The following is a 19,098-nucleotide window of genomic DNA, read 5'->3' on the forward strand; positions in this document are numbered from 1 at the left end:
TAGAGTCTCCCGCGTGACGCCGGCGTTCGGGTCCACGAAGAAATTGCTCGCGGTGAGCGGAACTCGCGCAACTCGCGCGAGGCCGACCCGTGCCGTGGCCGCGCGTTTCGTGGCGACTGGTCTCGTGCTTTTGGCGTCGCTCGCGGCGTGCTCGCGGTCGGCTCGACAGCCGAAGCCCGCCGCCACGCTCTCGAATTCGCCTCAGGCCGCGGCCGCGTTCGCGCCGATCCGCGAGCAGTGGCGCAACCGGAAGCTGGACCGCGCGGCCATCGTCGAGTTCATCAAGCGGTACCCGACCGATGGTGCCGTTCCGCTCGCGAAGGTCTACGACGCCTTCGCCCTCATCGAAGCAGGGCAGCCTCTTCAGGCCGATGGCGTCCTCGCCACGCTCGAAAATCAGCCTCCCGGCACCACGCGCGATCTGGCGACGGTCGCGAAGGCGCGTGCGCTTCGCCTGCAGGGGGCACCTCAATCGGCGCTCGACAGCCTTCGTCCGCTCGTCGGCAAGATCATCGACGACGCCGATCGCGAAATCTTCCTCGAAGAGCTCGCGCTGGCAGCGCTCGCTGCGCGCGACGACTACGAGGCCTTGGCCTACCTCGACGCGTGGCTGCGTGGTGCAGGGGAGGACGACCGCGAGATCGTTCGTCAGAAGATCGGGCAGATCATCGACGGACTTCCGCGCGGCGTTCTCGAACAGACTTACCGCGCGATGCGCGAGCGAGGCACCGCCTCCGGCTACGGTCCCGAGACCCAGCGCCTCGTCGCGGCGCGCCTCGCGCACATCGCCGTCGACACGAACGACGCCGCTCTGGCGCGCTGGCTCCTCGACGTGAGCGGCACGAGCGCCGCGCAAGCAGGCGGTGACGCGGGGCTGGAGCTCGGCGAGCTTGCCACGAGCCGTCGCGGCATCTCGATCGTCTCGGGCAAGACCGTCGGCCTTCTCCTGCCCACGCGCAACCGCGAGCTTCGCGACGAAGCGGCCGACGTCGTGCGAGGCGTCTCTTGGGCACTCGATCTCCCGAGAAGCGCGGGCTCGGCGACCGGCGTTCGCCTGGTCACGCGTGACGACGGTGAAGGCGAGGGCGGAACCCGCGCCGCGATGGAGGAGCTCGCCGGCGAGGGCGCCTCGGTCATCATCGGCGGGTTCGACCGCAAGAGCGCCGACCGCGCGAGCGCATGGAGCGAGCAGAGCGGAGTGCCCGTGCTCCTGCTCTCCGCACCGAGCGCCGCGCACATGCCGAAGAATTCGGCCATCGTGCTCGGCGAGCGCGTCGAACGCGAGCTCACCATGCTCGTCGAGGCGCTCGCCCGTCATGGGGTGAAGACGTCGGCCTTCGTCGCCGACACCATCGAGGACGAGAGCGCTGGCAAGGCCGCCGAAGCGAAGAACGGACTCGTGCTCCTGCCACCCGCGCGCTGCGACTTGGCGCTCGCTGAGGCCGGAAAAACACGCTTCCCCGTGCCTGCGTGGTTTGCCTCGGGCGCGCAAGGGTGGCTGGTTTCGGGGCCGAGCGGATGTGCGAGCGATCTCCTTCGCGACGTGCGGCGCGTGCTCGAACAGCGGCCACGCAGTGCCGAGGGCAAGCCGATGGCACTCACGCTCGAGGCCGGCGTTCCTCCGTCGGAGGTTCCGAAGGGCGTGCTCGTGTTGAGCGCTTCGGCTGGACTCGTGCCGGTTGCCGCGACGCGACCGGAGGAGGCTCACGACGACGACGTGCGCCAGTTCATGGAGCGCTTCGGCGTTCGCCCCACGTACTGGACCGCGATTGGACGCGATGCCGGTGTCCTCGCGCGCACTGCGCTCGCGCCTCTTCCTGCCGATTCCGCCACCGACGTGCAGGGCGTCACGCAACGTCGTGCCATCGTCCAGGCCGGTCTGCTCGCTGCGCGCGTTCGTCTCTGGACCACGGACGACATGGGGGTCGGCAAGGACCGCGTGCTACCTCGTGCGCTGCGCCTCGTGACCTGGACGCCCCCGAAGTAGCTCGCTCGTGAGCGACCGCGAGCGTGCTGTTCCGGCACATCGCATGCGTGGAAGCGACCATGCGCCCCGCCGTCCAACCACTACCGGGTCCGGACGATCCGGCTCCGAGGCCCCACACTCCACCCATGCCCGAACCCGAGCCGGATCCGATGCCGATCCCGCACGATCCGACGGAGCCCGAGCCGTAGGGCGGTCCGCCGTACCGGAAGCGTGCGTTCCGTGGCAAGCGCGCATCTGCATCGTGAGGCAAGGCCGCGCTCCGCGATTCGCGCTGCTCTCGCGATCGGATCGGCACGTGCAACGCCGTCGCGTATGTCCAACATTCCCATCACTCCCGTGCTGGACGACGCGGAGCCCGACGTCTTCGCGAACAACCGCAAGGCGCTCGAAAGCCTGGCCGCTTCGCAGCCTCATCACCGTCAGGTGCGGAGACCCTTCATCGAGTCGTTGGGTCTTTTTGTCTTCGGGGGACTGACCGTCGCGGCGGCGATGATCGGGAGGGACTTGCTGTTCGCCTCGCGAGGCCGGCGCTTTTCGCGACGCCTTCGTCGTCTCGTTCGACGCTGAGCCGATTCGAGGTGCCATTTGCGGCCCGGCTCGCGTGCGGTTAGACCTCACGCGTGAGCCGAAGTGCGCTGCTCGTCGGAGGCCTGGCGGTGGCGACCGCCCTCGTCGGCGCACAAGCGTGTTCGGACGACCCGGTCGCGAACCCGCCCGCGCGCGCGTGTGGGCTCGTCGTCTGGCGAAAGGCGGCGAGCGAAGCCGCGCACGTCGAGATCGTGGGCGATTGGGATGGTTGGAAAAGGCCCGGCGTGACGCCCGAGCTCGACGCCGACGGATTTCGCGTCGCTTCGTTCGAGCCGAGCCCCGGCGAGCACGCGTACGCGATCGTCGAGGACGGCGTCTGGCTCACCGACGAAAATCAACCGCTCACCACCACGTACGAGGGGCACGAGGTGTCGCTCGCGAGCGTGCCCGATTGCAGCGTGCCGCTGGTTCGCGTCGACGACGTCTCCGCCACTTCTTCAGGCGACGTCGCGATCCGGGCGACGTTCCTCGCCGCAGGGGCGAGGCCTCTCGACCCCGCGAGCATTCGCGCGCAGACGGCCGATGGCGTGGCGCTCGCCGTGAGGTCCTCGGATCCGTCGCACGGCTCCCTCGTTCTCGAAGGTAAGGGACTGTCGCGCGGGAAATGGGTCTTCGCGATCGACGCGCGTGACGACCGCGGCGCATCTGCGGAAGAGGCGGTTGCCACCGTTTGGGTCGAGGGGGCAACGTGGGACCCACGTGACGCCATCGTGTACCAGGTCGTGCTCGATCGCTTTCGCAACGAACGAGGTTCACTCGCGACGCCGGCGACCCCTGCCTCACGCGCCGGTGGAAATCTTGCCGGCTTCCGCCAAGCGATCGAGTCGGGGGAGCTCGACGCGCTCGGCGTGAACACGGTGTGGCTCTCGCCGCTCTATGCGAACCCGAGCGGCGAATTTCTCGGTGTCGATGGGCGTTCGTACACGAGTTATCACGGCTACTGGCCCATCTCCTCGCGCTCGCTCGACGCGCGAATGACGACCGAGGGCGAGCTCGACGACTTCATGCGCTTCGCGCACGGGCGAGGCTTGCGTGTGCTCTTCGACGTCGTACCCAACCACGTCCACCAGCAGCACCCTTGGACGAGCACGCATCCGGACTGGTTTCCCCAAGATTGCGTGTGTGGCCAGGGCAGCTGCGATTGGGGCACGCACGCGCAGACGTGCTGGTTCGCTCCCTACCTACCGGACCTCGACTGGACGAATCTCGAGGCGGCACGCGCGCAGACCGCCGAGGTTCGCTGGTGGTTCGATCGCTTCGGGGCCGACGGCCTTCGCATCGACGCGGTGCCGATGATGCCGCGTAGTGGAACGCGTCGGATCGTGAAGGCCGTGCGCGACCGCTATCGGCATCCGGGAAACGAGCCGTACATCCTCGGCGAGAACTTCACGGGGCCTGGAAACTACGAGGTCCTCCGCTACGACCTCGGCCCGTTCGGTCTCGGAGGGAGCTTCGATTTCCCATTCATGTGGACGCTGCGGAGCGTGCTCGCCACCGAGCAGGGGTCGATGAGCGACGTCGAAGCGAGCTATCGCGCGGGCGAAACGGCATGGGCCGGCTCGGGCGCGCTCATGGGACGGATGATCGGCAATCATGACGTCGCGCGCTTCGCGTCGGTGAGCGCGGGCAACGAGGGCGGCGACACGTGGGCGCCCGCTCCGCAGCCGCTCGATCCCGTCGTCTACGCGAAGCAGCGCGTGGCGCTCGCGACGGTGCTCACCATCCCCGGAGCCCCCGTCCTCTACTACGGCGACGAAGTGGGGCTCGCTGGCAAGAGCGATCCGGACTGCCGGCGTGTCATGCCCGCCGAGTCCGACTTGATCGACGCGCAGATCGCGACGCGTGATCTCGTGCGCAAGGTCGGTCGCGCACGTTCGTGTTCGCGCGCGTTGCGTCGAGGTACGCTCCGCACCATCGTGGCCGACGCGGAGCGCTTCGTCTTCGCGCGTGAGCTCGCCGCCGATCCGAAGACCGGCTCGCCGTCGGACGTTGCGATCGTCGCTCTGAGCAGGCGTCCGTCGTTGCCGGTGTCCGTGCCGGTACCGAATGCGTCCGAGCTCGTCGACGTCGTGACAGGCGCACGCGTCACCCCCTCGGGTCAAGCGATCACGATCGACGCGGATGCCTTCGGGGTGCACGTCTTCGTACCACCCGAGAGCGCCTGTCCTTAGAGCAGTCTACTTCGCCGTTCGCTTCTTGAACGTCGCCAGCATGGCGAAGCCGAGCGTGATGAACACGGCCTCCTTCATGCGCTTGAGCACCACGAAGGCAGGACCGATCGTGTGTGCGTTCGGCACGCCGTACGCCTCGAGAACCGCGAGGTAGCCGACATCCTGCACGCCGATGCCGGCCGGTGCGAAGAACGCAGCCGAGCGCACGATCGAGAGAGCGGCGTCGAACGACATCACCTCGACCAGGCTGAGGGGAGCACCGAGCAAGTGCAGAATGAGGTACGTCTCGAGCCCCTCGAAGAACCACAGCATCGCCACGCGAGCGCTCGCGACGAGCGTGGCGCGGCGATCGGAGGAGAGCCGCGCGAGCTGCACGTCCGCGGCGGCGAAGTGGTGATGGCGCTCCTCGATCCACTTCTGGACGCTCGCGAACCGTCGACGCCCGAGCCAGCGCGAGACCTTCCCTGCGATCTGACCACGTGCCGCGACGGCCTCGATGCCGAACGACGACAAGAAGAGGACGCCGGCGCTCACGTACACGATGGGCAACAGCGCGTGACTGCCGAGCAGGTGCTCCGAGGCGTGCAGGATCGCGGCCGCACCGAAGGTGGCGGCGAGCGCGACGTAGATGCCGTGGATGCGCACGACGAGCCACCGCTTCGCGGTCGAGGCGGCGAACACGTCCGAGACGGGCGTGCCCGTGCTCACCGACACGAGGACCGGCGCGAGCGCTTCGGCCCAGATGGCGCCGGCGGGCGCGCTGTTCGTGACCGCCTCCGTCGCGAGCCTCACCCGAAAGAGGCGTCGAAGCGGTGGCGTGCGGTCGAGGGCGTGGAGGAGGCGTTGCCAAGCCCAAGTGTCGCTCGCGATGGCGAAAGGGAAGGGGACGAGAACGAGGAGGACCACCGGACCTATCTCGCGGATGCGCGCCCAGGCAGCCGCCAGGTCGGACTTTGCCAGCGCGTGCGCAAAGAGGGCGAGGCAGGCCAGGAAGCCCGCGATCCGAAGCCAGCGAAGGATGGCTCCTTTGCGGGGCTCTCCTTCGGTCGTGCTCGGAGGCGGCGCGGCGCCCGACAGCCCGTCGCTTCGCGCATTCACGGCCTCGAGACTTCGATGGGCGCGCACCTCCATTCACGATGAGGTGCGAAGTGTCGTTGCGCCGGTCAATGCGACGTGGAAGACCGCGAGGAAGCGGTTCGCCCGGCGGGGAGACGGCCTCGTGACTCATGCATGAGTTGACAAAGCGGGGCCCTACGCCATTCTGCCCCTGCCTTCATGCCCGCTTCCGGTGAAGTTTCTCGCGTTCGTGGCCTCTCTTCTTGGGCCGGCTGCTTCGTCGTCGGCTCGTCGCTCCTCGCAGCCGCGGGATCGCTTCCCGCATGCGGCAGCTCGGACGTCGACAACAAGGACTACGGCTCCCCGCCCGACTCAGGGGCATTCGATCCAGGCAAGGGGGGAGGCAATGGCTATGGCTACGGGGAGACTCCGGCGCAGCCGTTCGTTTGCCCTGATGCCCTGAAGCGCTGCAGCCACGCGTTCACGTATCCGTTCGGAGGCGAATCGACGGTCGAGCTTCGCGGTGACTTCGGCGGTCCGGACACCTGGGTCAGCGGAAAGCCGATGACGAAGCAAGGCAGCGTCTGGACGGTGGACGTCAACGTGCCCTTCGACGCGCCGGTCCAATACAAGTTCTTCGTCAACGGAACGGATTGGAAAGTCGACCCTTCCCAGCCCACCGTCACCGGGACCGACAACAACACGAACAACCTCTTCGCCGGCACCACGTGCGAGCCGGCGATCTGCGAAGAAGACGGTGCGCTTCCTCCCGGCGTCTTCGACTGGCGCGACTCGGTCATCTACTTCGCGTTCGTCGATCGCTTCAAGAACGGCAATACGGGCAACGACTGCACGGTTGCGAACGTCAGCGAGGGCGCCAAGTCGATTGCCAACTACATGGGCGGTGACTGGGCTGGCGTTACGCAGAAGATCAACGACGGCTACTTCACGGGCCTCGGTATCAACACGATCTGGCTGACCGTCCCCTTCGACAACCCCAACGAGGCAGGGCGCGGACAGGGCGGCGACGATCACATGTACTCGGGCTACCACGGCTACTGGCCGAAGGCGGACTCGAGCGACCCGAATACGCTCGCGCAGGAGTCGTGCTTCGGTTCGTTCTCCGAGCTGAAGGGCCTCGTGTCGGCCGCGCATGCCAAGGGCATCAAGGTGCTCTTCGACTACGCGATGGTGCACGTGCACTCGAGCTCGCAGGTCTTCCAGCAGCACAACGACTGGTTCTGGCCAAACAGCAAGGACGGCTCGCCCGATTGCGTGTGCGGCGGCGCCTATTGCTCCTGGGACAACGACCCGCAACGCTGCTGGTTCACCGATTATCTTCCGCACTGGAACTATACGAACCAGGCCGCGCGCGATTACTCGGTCGCGCAGGCCGTCGCCTGGGTCAAGCAGACGCAAGATGCCTCCGGCTTCGGCGTCGACGGCTTCCGTGCCGACGCGATCAAGCACGTCGACATCTCTTGGCTCACCGCGCTCCGCGCGAAGCTGAAGACCGACATCCTCGCCACGCAGTCGCCGCAGCAGCGCTTCTACATGGTCGGCGAGACGTACGACTTCGGGAACCGCGACCTCATCAAGAGCTACGTCGAGCCTTCGTCGAAGCTCGACGGGCAGTTCGACTTCCCGCTCCGTCGTGAGCTCGTCGAGACCGTCATCATGCGTATGCGTTCGCTGAACGACCTCGCGAACTTCATGAACTCGAACGACTACTATTACGGAGCGAGCTCCGTGATGAGCACGTTCATCGGCAATCACGACTTGCCGCGCATCATCCACCTCGCTGCCAACAGCCGCCTCTGGGGCGACAACCAGGCGGCCGATGGCAAGGATCGCGCGTGGTCGGGAAGGCCCTCCGCCGTCGCGGAGCGCGAGGCCTACGAGCGTGTCGCCAACGGCTTCGCGGTTCTCTTCACGAACCGCGGCGCGCCGCTCGTCTACTACGGCGACGAGATAGGTCTGCCCGGCGCGGGCGATCCCGACAATCGCCGCTTCATGCAGTGGGACGGCCTCTCGCAGAACCAGACGTACCTCCGCGATCGCATCGCGAAGCTGGCCGACATCCGCAGCAAGCATCCGGCACTTCGACGCGGAACGCGCACCACGCTCGAGGTCGGCACGGAGAGCTGGCTCTATTCGCGCATCACCACCGGCGACACCGTGTACGTGGCGGTGAATCGTGGCGACGCAGAGGTGACCGTGCACTCGCTTCCCGGCGGCTCTTTCTCGGAGCTCGTGACTGGTGCGGACGTGTCGGGCTCCAGCGCGACGATCCCCGCACGCCAGACGCGCATCTTCGTCGCCAAGTAGTTACGTTCCTCGGACCATGCGAGGAACCGGGGCGGGGATGGTGGTGGCGGTGGGCGTGCTCGTCGCGTTGGCAGCGGCATGCGGGGGAGTGGAAGCGGCGCCGGTCGTGCCGCCGCTTCCGCCGGTGCCCGATTCCGATGCAGCCGCGCCTGAAGCGCCGGATGCATCGAGCCCTGACGCGAGCTCGAGCGCAGCCCCGGTACGGTAACAAGCCGTTCAGGCGGAGCTGTCGCACCCTCGCTCGACGACGCCAGCTGTCCTGCCTGCGAACCGAACGACGCATTGGCATGCTGCCTGGCATGCCGCGACGGCGCGTTGCATCAGCGCCGCTCTCTCTCGTCGATGCAGCGTCGCGTCGTGTGCCGGCAACGCAACGCGGTGCCTAAAAGCATGAATCAGACCAGTTTTATCGTTCGTCTCATGCGCGTTCCGGCCTTGCACGAGATGGCCGTTGCGCTATGCGAGCCGCCGTCAGGTGTTCAGATGCGTTTGGCGCCGACCGCCTCTCGCACACGGCTGTCTGGTGATGGTCACAGCACGCGGCACGCGTTCGGTTCGGGAAGGTCTTCGTGATCGGTTTTCGCCCCCTCTTTGCCCTGTCGCATGAAGGCGCCGCGTGAAGTTTTCGTTGGGAGATAGGCACGCAGTGGAAGCGACCCCCACAATTGCGGACAAGCGTACGCAAAAGCGTACACCGGCCCAGGGCACGAGCCAGGGGACGAGCCAGGGCACGAAAGCGAAGGGCGGCCGTGGGCTCCGAACCGTGAGGACCACGTCAAATTCGACGAGCCGAGACAAAGGGGTAAACTCCAGTTCTCTCGTGCCTTCTTCTTCGCGCAAAGCGTCTGAGTTGTCGATCGAGGCCCTCTACGAATCGCGAACCGGTCGCGAGACCACGAAGCTCTGTGACGAGCTGCCGGACGAGTGCGAGCGCGCTCGGCTCATCAGCGACATCACGCGTCTCTTGCGTGAGCCGCACATGCCCGAGACCACGCGGACGGCGGGCCTCACACTGATCGGTTGGCTCGCGCGCCGCATGCCCGGCGAGACCGCGCACGCGATTGGCGTCATCGAAGCTCGCCAATCCGAGCAACGTCTTCGGACGGCGCGCAAGCCGCGCTGAGAGGATTCGCTCGTGAGAGGGGCGCGCGCGCTTCCCGCCGCAGCGCTCGCGACGTGTGTTGTCGTCGCGGTCGTCATGCGTCTTCAGCAGCGACCGCAGGCATTGCCTTCGGCGGTTGCGAGCGGTGTTGCTCGTGTGAGTGCGTCGATCGACGCGGGGCCGTTCGCCGCGAGCCTTCGTGGACCTTCGCCTCCACCGGATGCGTTCGTCCCCCAAGGCGCGCCGCGCATGGTGCACGGATGCGCGCGACACGTTCATCGAGCTTCGGCGACAGGGCCCAGCACGCCGAAGGTTGGTTGGCGTCAGAAGCTTCCAGGCCCGATCACCGCGCAGGTCACGACGTCACCCGACGAGGCGACGCTCTACGTCGCCACGCTCGAAGGATCGCTCGTCGCGCTCGCGCGTGACGGCGGCGCGGTGAAGTGGAGCGTGCCGCTCGGTGATCGGGTGTACTCTGCACCTTTGGTCCACGACGACGGCACCGTCTACGTCGGCACCGACGCGAAGAAGCTCGTCGCCATCGACCCGAAGGGGAAGGTGATCTTCCGACTCGATCTCGAAGGCGAGGCGGATACGGGGCCGGTGCTCACGAAGGACGGCCTCGTCGTCGTGGCGGCCGGCTCCGCGGTCTATGCCGTTCGGCGCGGCGGCGAGATCGCCTGGCGTTTTCCGGCCAAGGGCAAGGTGTTCACGTCACCGGCGCTCACGGACGAGGGGACGATCATCGTCGGCTCGCAGGACGATCACGTGCACGCGATCGGACCTGGAGGCGCGCTCCTCTGGTCGGTCGATCTCGGTGCGGACGTCGACGGGTCGGCGGCCATCGCCGACGACGGCTCGATCTACGTCGGGACGGACAAGAGCGACGTGGTGAAGCTGGATCGTCAGGGCAAAATCGTGTGGCGAACCGACGTTGGCGGATTCGTCCGAGGTGTCCTCTCGGTGGCTCGCAACGGTGACGTGCTCGCCGGCACGTATGGGCCGGTCCCGCGGGTCGTACGTGTGTCTCCCGAGGGCGAGGTGCGGGGTGCATACCCGGTGCGGGGAACCGGCGCGGCGGAATTTGGCATCCACGGTGGACCGCTGGAGGACCGCGCAGGCACCCTCTTTTTCGGTGCCCAGGACGACGCCGCCTACGCGGTCGGTTCCGACGGAGCGTTACGGTGGCGCTTCGAAACAGGCGCCGATGTCGACGCGCCGCTGACGATGTTGGGGGACGGAAGCCTCCTCGTACCTTCCGAAGACGGGACACTCACGTTGCTTTTGCCGTGAGCGAGCGGCACCGGCTATCCTTCCTCCCTCGCGTAATGCGCTTGATTCCGCCTGCCAAAAATACCGATGCCGAAGACGTGGTCTGGGGACTGCAAACCGCGGACACGTTGTGGAAACGCGGTGAGCGCATCGACGCCGTCGTTTGGCTGAGAAGAGCTGCCCAAGCCGCCGGTGACGCCAGCGACGACGACCGCGCGCTCGAACTGGCGCGTTTCGCCGCCGAGTTGACGGATTGGATGGCGAACAGCGCCTCGGTCGCGCCCGCCGCGCCTGCGCCGATCGAGTCGGCCGAGGAGCCGACGACCATCGACGCGCCGCTGGACATCGACATCCGTGTGAGTGGCCTACCGGCGTACGACAGCCCCGTCCTGGCGGCGCCCGCCCTGCCGTCGTTCCCCACCGAGACGGTGAAGAGTCCACGTTTCCGCGACGAGGCGAAGACGAGCGAGGGTGAGCTCCATGCGCTGCCCCCGGCTCCGAACGACGTTTCGACCGAAGCGCCTCCGCCGCACGTGCCCTCCGTTCCGCCCGCGGACGTGATGCACGCTGGGATCTTCAACCCGTGGGACGAGAGCGGTCGACCCTCCAATCCCCACGCTCCGCCGCCTCCCGCACCGATGCCGGCCCCTGCGCCCGCCGCTCCGTCTGTCCCCGCGCCCTCGGGCACCGGGTCGGTTCCGCAGTTTTTCCGCGAAGAAGACGAAGAAGAAGTCGTCACCAGCGTTCGCTCGCATCAGCTCGCCCAGAAGCGCTCCGAGCAGCGGATCGAGGTTTCGGTGCCGGTCGTCTCCCCGCCGCCTCCTGCGCCTGCGCCTCCCGCGCCTCCTGCGCCGCCGACGGCGAGCCTTCGACCCTCGCCCGCGAAGCCCCCGCCGCTTCCGCCGCGCCGCGTGCCGCCGCCGGTTCCCCCGCGACCCCAAGCGGCGGCTGCACCCACGCTCGCACCCGCGCCGCTGCCTACGCCGGTCGTGACTGCGCCTGCCATTTCGACGGCGGTGCCGCCCAGTGCGGCGCAAGAAGTCCCTGCTTTCACGCTGCCTGCCGCAGTGCCCGCTGCACCTCCGCCGCCCGTCGAGACCATCGCCGCGCCGCCGCCCGCTGTCGAGGCCGCGCCTGCGCCGGTCGAAGCGCCTTCGCCTGTCGTGGCGCCTCCGCCGCCTGCGGTGGTGGCGCCCGTCGAACCGGCGCCTGCCGTCGTGGCCCCTGCCGCGCCAGCGCCTGCGGAGCTCGACCTCGAGGACGTCGAAGCGTTCTCGGATTTGCCGGACGATGCGCGCGTCGCGTTCGCCAATGCGGCGACGCTCAGCGAGCTCGCCGAAGGTGAAGAGGTCAGCAACTTCGCGCTCGCCTTCGTCCTCGAAGGCGCGTTCGACGTTGCCGCCACCATGGTCGACGCGCCCGCGGTTCGGCTCGACAAGGGCGCCGTTTTGCGTGCGCGCGGCACGACCGACGAGGGCGTTCCGATGCGCCTCATCTGTGCCGGAGACAAGGGCCGTCTCGCCACGTGGAGTGCGTCCGACGTCGACGATGCGTTCCGTTCGATCCCGTGGGTCGAAGACGATCTCCGCGCGGCGGCCGATCGAATCCAGACCCTCGTCGGCATCACCATTGGACCGCTCGGTGAGCGGCTCGACGCGGCGCTACGCGAGCAGATCGTCGGTCGGCTCGACGTTCGCCCGCTGCAGCCCGGCGAAGTCGTGGTCGAGGCCGGCTGTCCCGTGCCTGGTCTGATGCTCGTCGGCGTCGGTGAGCTCGAGCTCGTGCAGGACGGCAAGGTTCAGGGCGCCGTGGGGTCCGGTGAGTTCCTCTTCGCCGGCGAAGTCCTCGGTGCCGGAGCTGCGCCGGTCACGGCGCGTGCGGGTGCAGGCGGCGCGCTCATCATGTTCGGCGATCGCATGCTCGCGCACGAGTTGCTCGTGACGTGCCCGCCGCTCGTCGAAGTACTCGCTGGAATGTAGGGGGCGAACGCCTTCAGCGAGCGACGGGCGTGGCTGCGCGTCCGTCGCGTCCGTCGGCCGTGCGCTTGATGGGCTCGTCTTCGAGCACCCATCGAAGCTCTTCATTTCCCTCGGCGCCGGCGAAGCGCAGACCGAACCAACGCGCGTTCGGCGAGATCGTCGCGCGCCCGTCGGGGGTGGTGGTCGGGAACTTGATGCGGAAGACGTTCCGAAACACCGTGGTGTACGGGAAGTAGCGAATCTCGAGCGGACCGGGTCGTTCGATGAGCTCGATCGACAAGGGGGCCGTCTCGTTTCCCTCTTCGTCGATCAGGCGGACGATCCACGCCGAATTCGCGCGCGTGAGATCACTCCATCGGGGCTTGGTGCCGTAGAGCGCGACGTAGAAGCGGTGGCTATCGAGTGTCTCGGAGAGCGTCTTCTCGAGAAGCGTGCGTCGCTGCTCGACGGTGAGTCGATAGTCGTTCGCGTACTTCACGACGTAGGCCCATCGGAAGTCCCAAGACTCGAACGTCGACGTGACGGTGAGGAGTGTGTCGAGCTCGCTCAGGGTCACGAGGCTCTTGTCCCGCGTCCATCGTTTGAGGACCTGCGCATAGTCGCTCTCGGTGTATTCCCGAGGCCCGGTCGACAGCGACACTTTGGGTTCCGCGCAGCCCGTCGCAGCCGCGAAGAGCATGGCGAACGAAGCCACCCGAGCAAGCGACGCGATTGCTCGTCGTCCGCGCGAATGGCGCGAAAGACTGGTGCGCCGCGCTCGGAGCGTCGCCAACGTCGGTGCCATGCCTCCACTCTGGCTCAACCGACGCGCCGCCGGCAAGAAGCCTTCCATCGAGTGCGTAAATCGCAGGGCATGACGGCGCAGACATAGTCCTCGCAACTATTCGACAGCGTGGGCGGCGTCGCGTCTCGCCGTGCGCATGTGGCGGGGCGTTTTTCCTGACGTGCTCGAATGGGAGAACACGTTTTGCGATCGGACCGCGCGGTCCAGGCGCACGTGTTGATGGCACGGACGAAACTTTCGACCGCTTCGGCCGTCCAACCAAATGGGCCGATCGTGGCACATGCTTCGCATCGATTCGGTTCAGTCTCTCGCGTGAAAGCCACCAAGCGGGCGGCGCGTTTCTCTCGAAGACATTCTCTCGAAAGAACACGCCGCAGTACTTCGCCCTAGAAGGTGTGCCTTGATCGACAAGCTCGACTTTCTGGTTCGCTTCTGGGAACTCAAGGCACGCAATGCGTCGCTCGGCGAGCCTCTCGCGCCGCGCGAGCAGATCGAGCTGTTGTCCCTCATGCAGCTCGTGACGGGCGATCTCGACGTGCCCGCCGTCGGGCCCGTCGATCGACCGCGCAGTGCTCTGCCGGCGCAGATGATCGGCGACGGCACGATCCTCCCCGTCGAGGTGAGGAGCGTCAGCGCGGCGGCGGTCGTCGTCAGCTGCGCGTCGGTGGTGCCTGCGGGCGCGCAAGTGATCCTCCGCACGGCGGATGCCATCACCGGCGTCGAGTACGCGCTCCCGTGCAAGGTGCTCTGGGTCTACAAAGGCTCGCCGACGATCGTCGCTCTGTCGGTTGACGGAATTCCGACACGTGCTGTCTTCGCCGAGGTCCCCGAGCCGCGCATGTCGATGCCGCTCGCCCTCGGCAAGCACGAGCGAATGATCGGCTGATCGCTCGAGGGCAGCCTGATTCGTCAGGCCTCGCTTTTTAGCGGGGCCGGTGATGGACGGCGGGGGAGACGCGGAGCCAGCGAGGGACCAGTCGGCACACCGCGTCAGGGCTATTCGTGCGGGTTGGGAGGGGCCGGTGTCGGCCCTTTTCTTGTATCCCGCACGTGTACGTGTGCCGTATAACCGGGGCCCCTATTTCCGGTCCGGGAGGCCACGGCTCGATGCCCCTGAAGATCACCGTTCGTTCTGTTCTGCCCTCGCGCGAGACTGGCGACCTCATCGTCGTCGGCGTTCCTTCGACCGGCGCGTCGAAGAAGAAGAACGACCTCTCGCCGCTCGATGGCTTCGATCGCGCGCTCGGCGGAGCGCTGACCCGCCTCCAGAAGAAGGAGGACTTCAAGGGCAAGAAGGACCAGCAGCTGTCCTTGTCCACGCTGGGTCGCGTCAAGGCCGACCGCCTTCTCGTCATCGGTCTCGGTGACGTCGAGAAGCTGAGCGTCGCCGACCTCCGTACGTTCGCCGCGAAGGCTGCGCGCGCTGCCAACGCCGACAAGGCCAAGCGCCTCGTGCTCGGCTTGCCGGTCGGTCTCGAAGGTCGCCTCCGCGAGGTCGCCGAAGGCCTCGAGCTCGGCGCGTACCGATTCACGAAGTACCTCACGGGCGATCGTCGCCCGAAGGCAGAGCTCGGCCAGGTTGCGATTTGTCTCGCTGGCGAGACGCCGAAGGACGCGAAGGAGCAGGTCGACATCGGTCAGACCGTTGCCCTCGGCGTGAACCTCGCGCGCGACCTCTCGAACGAGCCGCCGAACGAGATCTACCCCGACACCCTCGCGGCGGCCGCCGTCACGGCGGGCAAAGAGGCGGGGCTGAAGGTCCAGATCTTCGATTACAAGGAGATCCAGAAGCGCGGAATGAAGCTGCTCCAGGCCGTCGGCCAGGGCAGCGAGCACAAGCCCTGCCTCGGCCACATGTCGTGGGTGCCGGCGGGTGCGAAGCGCAAGATCGTGATCGTCGGCAAGGGCATCACGTTCGACTCGGGCGGCCTCTCGATCAAGCCGGCTGCCGGCATGGGCGAGATGAAGCACGACATGAGCGGCGCGGCGAACGTCGTCGGCCTCATGGCGGCGGTCGGTCGTCTCAAGCCGAACGTCGAGGTGCACGGCATCTTCGCGGCCGCGGAAAACATGCCCGACGGCGGCTCGTACCGCCCCGGCGACATCTGGCCGTCGCTCGACGGCAAGAGTGTCGAGATCATCAACACCGACGCCGAGGGGCGCCTGATCCTCGCCGATGCCCTCGCGTACGCGCGTGACCTCGAGCCGGACCTCCTCATCGACAACGCGACGCTCACCGGCGCGTGCGTCGTGGCGCTCGGCAACGGTTGCTCCGGTTGGTACGCCTCGAACGAGGACGCCGCCGACGAGTTCCAGAAGGCGATCAAGGGTAGCGGCGAGAGCATGTGGCGCATGCCGCTGCTCGAGGACCTCAAGGATCAGCTCAAGAGCGACAGCGCCGATCTCAAGCACACGGGCGATCGCTGGGGTGGCTCGATCAGCGCGGCGCTCTTCCTCCGCGAGTTCATCGGCAACGTCTCGAACTGGATCCACTGTGACATCGCCGGTCCGGCCATGGGCGATCGCGTCCGCGGCTGGGATCCCAAGGGCGGTACCGGTCACGGCGTGCTCACGTTCCTCGAGATCATCGAGAAGTCGAGCGACGCTCCCGTGACGGCAGCGCCCGTGGTTCCGCCGTCGGCCCCCTCGGTCGCGAAGGTGGCTCCGGCCCGTGCGCGCGCCTCGAAGAAGACGACGAAGGCGGCCGCTCCGAAGACCGTGACGATCGCGAAGGCCGTTGCGCCCGCGCCGAAGTCCGCGCCCGCGAAGGCGCCGAAGAAGGCGGCCAAGACTGCGAAGGCTGTCGTCGTCCCCGAGCCCGTCGCCTCGAAGCCCGCCTCGGCTGTGAAGGGCCGCAAGCCTGCGGCCAAGGCGCCCGCCGCCCCCGTTTCCAAGCCCGCGAAGGCCCCCAAGGGCCGCCGCTGAGCTCGTCTCGCCGGACGCGCTTTCTCCTGAAGAGAGCGCGTCCGCGCGGTTGCGAGCGATCATGAACGGAGCGCAGCTTGCCCACCCCAAGGCGAGCTGCTAGCCGTCTGCCATCGTTATGGACGCAGGTCACACGCTCGAGCGGCGCCTCACGCGCTCCCTGTCCCGCGCCATCATGGACTTCCAGATGCTCGCCGATGGCGATCGCGTCATGGTGTGCGTGAGTGGCGGCAAGGACAGCTACACGATGCTGCACTTGCTTCGGGATCTGCAGCGTCGCGCGCCGATTCGCTTCGAGCTCAAGGTCGTGAACATCGATCAGGGGCACCCCGGGTACCCCGCCGATCGGCTCCGCAACTACATGCGCGCGGAGAACTACGATTTCACGATGATCGAGGAGGACACGTACTCGATCGTCACCGACAAGATCCCCGAGGGGAAGACGTTCTGTTCCCTCTGCTCGCGGCTCCGTCGCGGCATCCTCTATCGCGTCGCCAAGGAGTTCGGCTGCACGAAGATCGCGCTCGGCCACCACCGAGACGACATTCTGCAGACCCTCCTGCTGAACCTCTTTTTTGCCGGCCAGCTCGGCGCGATGCCGCCGAAGCTCATCGCCCAAGACGGCAACGTCGTCATCCGCCCGCTCGCGTACTGCGCGGAAGAAGACGTCGCGGCATTCGCTCGCGAGAAGGAATTCCCGATCCTTCCGTGCGACCTCTGCGGTTCGCAGGACAACCTGCAGCGCAAGATCGTCGGCACGATGTTGAACGACCTCGAGGAAAAGCACCCCGGTATCAAGGGCGTGATGCTCGCGGCCACGCAGAACGTCCGCGCGAGTCAGCTCCTCGACAAGGATCTCTGGCGTTCCCTCGGCCTCGAGGCGGCTCGCGAAGTCGAAGCGGAAGCGGGCCTCGTTTCTCCCGGACGGCTCGTCAGACTCTCGACCTGATCGCATGAACGAGCCTGCCGAGCCCGTCGAGCGAAGAAGAAGCGTCGTTCTCCTGCGCCTCTCCGAGCTCGGCGCCTCGGCGCAAGCCGCGATTCCCGGGCTCTACGCCTGGGCGATCACCGTGGCCCCGGCTGCGTGGGCACGTGATGCATCAGGGGTCGCGAAGATCGCGGCCTTGACGGGCGTGATCGCTCTCGCCACCGCGCCGCTCGTGGAGCTCGGCGGAATCGTCGGCCAAGCCGCGTCGTCCGGAAACGCGTCGTCCGAACCGCCCAGCCGCTTCGCCAGGTTCGTTCGATCCTTCACGGGCCCCAAGTGGGCGCGCATCTGGTCGGTGTGGGGCTTTGTCTTGTCGAGTGCCATCGTTTGGGCGCTCGTTCCGACGGCGCTCTCGTCGGCGCGCCTCGACTCGGCTCGCGGGGTCCTCGGAATCGTAGGCTGGGCGCTCTTCGCGTTTGCCTCTGCCGGACCGGCGCTCCGTCCGAACACCGACGCCGCATCGAGAATCGTGGCGGGCACGGCGCTCAAACCGAGGTCGGAGCTGCCAGGCGGGGACGGTACGTACGTCATCGGCGGTGTCGTCATTGCCCTCGGCATGCAGCTCATCGGCTGGGGCATCGCCGTTCCGGAGCGAGCGGTTCTGGTCCGACTCGTCACCGTCGTGTGCGGGATCGCGGTTCTCTCGGCGTTGACCGACCTGGCGTTGGCCCGTCACGCGACGCGCGTGCCAGCGGCTCGGCGCGTTCGGCTCCGGCGCGCGCTTCCCTGGGTGCTTCTGCTCGTCGTTTTCTGCGGTGCTGGCGTGGTGCTGTCGCTCTCGCGTTGAGTTATCTTCGGGGAAATGCAGGTCCTCGACGTCCTTGCAGTCCTGCTCGTGCTGGGAGCTGCGGCTGCGTTCACGTTCGGAGCGCTCGCCCTGACGCGCTCGAACGACGTCGAAGCGCTCTATTTCTTGGTCATCGGCGCCGTCGCACTCCGTGCGGGCGTCCAGATCGTCCGCCCGGGGGCCAGCCTGTGAGGCGGACGAGCCGAGCCGTGCAACGGACGATGGGAGCGCTCTTGGCCGCGTTCTCGGTGATGTCTTGCGGCCAGAAGGCGACCACGACGAAGAACGAGCTGGCATCGCTCGGTGGAGACGTCGCCGCGCGTGTCGGAGCGGAGACGATTCCGGTCTCGCTCGTGGCGAAGGTGGCTGCCGAACAGCGCGTTACGCCCCGTGAAGCGCTGCACCGCCTGCTGGATGACGCGATCGCGGCGAACGCAGCGCGTGAGCGTGGCCTCGACCGATCGACGCCTCCTTCGTGGCGGCTCACCGCGTCGCGCGCGCGCTTGACCGCCGACAAACTGCTCGCCGAAGCAAAGCTCGCAGGGCCGCCGACCGACGAGGAGGTGGCCGCGCTCAGCCTGGACTACTGGCGTGAGGTCGATCGCCCGGTTGCGGTCCGCACGATCCACGTGCTCGTAAAGCGCCCCAAGGAACTGACTCCTGCGCTCGAGGCGCAAGATCGGGCGTTCGCCGAGACACTGCGCGCCGAGGTGCTGACCGCCACGGACGAAGCGGAGTTCAAGGCGAAGGCCGAAGCCGCGCCCCATCCGCCAGGCGTGGAGATCGTCGTGGAGCGTCTTCCCCCCTTCACCGCGACCGGTGCGGTGACGGAGGGGCCGGGGCAGATGGTCCTGCCGTTTGCGCAGGGGGCACACGCGATAGCGAACCCTGGGGAGACGAGCGGGATCGTGGAGACGACGTTCGGCTGGCACATCATCCGCTTGATCGAGCGATTGCCCGAAGAGCGCATGCCCATGGAGTCGCGTCGGGTTGCGTTCACGGACGCCGCCTATGCACGCCGAGCCAAGCGCGCGCTGGATGAGCGGCTCGCCGCGCTGAAGAAGGCGAATTCCTCGCACATTCTCCCTACGGCCGAGCAGCTCACGCGCGAGCTTTTCTCGGTGGAGACGC

The 19,098-nt window shown here is 67.4% G+C and carries 16 protein-coding genes (1 of these 16 only partly in view); 14 read left to right on the forward strand and 2 right to left on the reverse strand.

Going from position 1 to position 19,098, the window contains the following annotated elements:
• Window positions 1–94: 94 nt before the first annotated feature.
• From AKJ09_RS17520 to AKJ09_RS17530, 3 genes are all read left to right on the forward strand, one after another.
• Entirely contained in the window at window positions 95–1,987 is a 1,893-nt protein-coding gene (locus tag AKJ09_RS17520; protein WP_146648348.1) for a type 1 periplasmic-binding domain-containing protein, read from the forward strand.
• A gap of 312 nt (window positions 1,988–2,299) precedes the next feature.
• Window positions 2,300–2,554: a hypothetical protein gene (locus tag AKJ09_RS17525; protein ID WP_146648349.1), complete on the forward strand. Its 255-nt coding sequence runs from the start codon at window positions 2,300–2,302 to the stop codon at window positions 2,552–2,554.
• 53 nt (window positions 2,555–2,607) lie between these two features.
• A complete protein-coding gene (locus AKJ09_RS17530) occupies window positions 2,608–4,746 on the forward strand; it encodes an alpha-amylase family glycosyl hydrolase (protein WP_146648350.1) in 2,139 nt (712 codons plus the stop codon).
• Between the two features lie 6 nt (window positions 4,747–4,752).
• On the opposite strand, the gene AKJ09_RS17535 is transcribed toward AKJ09_RS17530, so the two are convergent.
• On the reverse strand, window positions 4,753–5,844 hold the full coding sequence (locus AKJ09_RS17535; protein WP_169927616.1) for a flippase-like domain-containing protein: 1,092 nt from the start codon (window positions 5,842–5,844) through the stop codon (window positions 4,753–4,755).
• Between the two features lie 177 nt (window positions 5,845–6,021).
• On the opposite strand from AKJ09_RS17535, the gene AKJ09_RS17540 reads away from it, so the two are divergent.
• The 5 genes from AKJ09_RS17540 (at window position 6,022) to AKJ09_RS17560 (ending at window position 12,483) form a co-directional block, all read left to right on the forward strand.
• Entirely contained in the window at window positions 6,022–8,130 is a 2,109-nt protein-coding gene (locus AKJ09_RS17540; RefSeq protein ID WP_146648352.1) for an alpha-amylase family glycosyl hydrolase, read from the forward strand.
• Window positions 8,131–8,146: 16 nt separating this feature from the next.
• Complete coding sequence (locus tag AKJ09_RS17545) at window positions 8,147–8,338, forward strand: hypothetical protein (RefSeq protein WP_146648353.1); 192 nt, start codon at window positions 8,147–8,149, stop codon at window positions 8,336–8,338.
• A 642-nt stretch (window positions 8,339–8,980) separates the two neighbouring features.
• Window positions 8,981–9,253: a hypothetical protein gene (locus AKJ09_RS17550; protein WP_146648354.1), complete on the forward strand. Its 273-nt coding sequence runs from the start codon at window positions 8,981–8,983 to the stop codon at window positions 9,251–9,253.
• A gap of 12 nt (window positions 9,254–9,265) precedes the next feature.
• Window positions 9,266–10,525 (forward strand): outer membrane protein assembly factor BamB family protein, encoded by a 1,260-nt coding sequence (locus AKJ09_RS17555; protein ID WP_146648355.1) that lies wholly within the window; start codon window positions 9,266–9,268, stop codon window positions 10,523–10,525.
• Between the two features lie 35 nt (window positions 10,526–10,560).
• Window positions 10,561–12,483 (forward strand): cyclic nucleotide-binding domain-containing protein, encoded by a 1,923-nt coding sequence (locus AKJ09_RS17560; protein WP_146648356.1) that lies wholly within the window; start codon window positions 10,561–10,563, stop codon window positions 12,481–12,483.
• 13 nt (window positions 12,484–12,496) lie between these two features.
• Here AKJ09_RS17560 and AKJ09_RS17565 read toward each other — a convergent pair whose 3' ends face one another.
• On the reverse strand, window positions 12,497–13,177 hold the full coding sequence (locus AKJ09_RS17565; protein WP_240488508.1) for a hypothetical protein: 681 nt from the start codon (window positions 13,175–13,177) through the stop codon (window positions 12,497–12,499).
• Window positions 13,178–13,667: 490 nt separating this feature from the next.
• Between AKJ09_RS17565 and AKJ09_RS17570 the strand changes: the two genes are divergently transcribed.
• The 6 genes from AKJ09_RS17570 to AKJ09_RS17595 form a co-directional block, all read left to right on the forward strand.
• Window positions 13,668–14,153 carry a hypothetical protein gene (locus tag AKJ09_RS17570; RefSeq protein WP_146648357.1) on the forward strand — a complete coding sequence of 162 codons (486 nt, stop codon included), beginning with the start codon at window positions 13,668–13,670 and terminating at the stop codon, window positions 14,151–14,153.
• 221 nt (window positions 14,154–14,374) lie between these two features.
• Window positions 14,375–16,192 carry a leucyl aminopeptidase gene (locus AKJ09_RS17575; protein WP_205633731.1) on the forward strand — a complete coding sequence of 606 codons (1,818 nt, stop codon included), beginning with the start codon at window positions 14,375–14,377 and terminating at the stop codon, window positions 16,190–16,192.
• Window positions 16,193–16,310: 118 nt separating this feature from the next.
• Window positions 16,311–17,141: a tRNA 2-thiocytidine(32) synthetase TtcA gene (gene ttcA, locus AKJ09_RS17585; RefSeq protein WP_146648358.1), complete on the forward strand. Its 831-nt coding sequence runs from the start codon at window positions 16,311–16,313 to the stop codon at window positions 17,139–17,141.
• A 4-nt stretch (window positions 17,142–17,145) separates the two neighbouring features.
• Window positions 17,146–17,967, forward strand: coding sequence for a hypothetical protein (locus tag AKJ09_RS17590; protein ID WP_146648359.1), 822 nt, complete (start codon window positions 17,146–17,148; stop codon window positions 17,965–17,967).
• A gap of 15 nt (window positions 17,968–17,982) precedes the next feature.
• Window positions 17,983–18,159 carry a hypothetical protein gene (locus AKJ09_RS53050; RefSeq protein WP_169927617.1) on the forward strand — a complete coding sequence of 59 codons (177 nt, stop codon included), beginning with the start codon at window positions 17,983–17,985 and terminating at the stop codon, window positions 18,157–18,159.
• 17 nt (window positions 18,160–18,176) lie between these two features.
• Window positions 18,177–19,098: the 5' portion of a foldase protein PrsA gene (locus AKJ09_RS17595; RefSeq protein WP_146648360.1), read on the forward strand. The gene runs 14 nt beyond the window's last position; the window shows 922 of its 936 coding nt (coding positions 1–922); the start codon lies at window positions 18,177–18,179; its stop codon lies beyond the right edge, outside the window.

This window comes from Labilithrix luteola (assembly GCF_001263205.1).
Lineage (GTDB): Bacteria > Myxococcota_A > Polyangia > Polyangiales > Polyangiaceae > Labilithrix > Labilithrix luteola.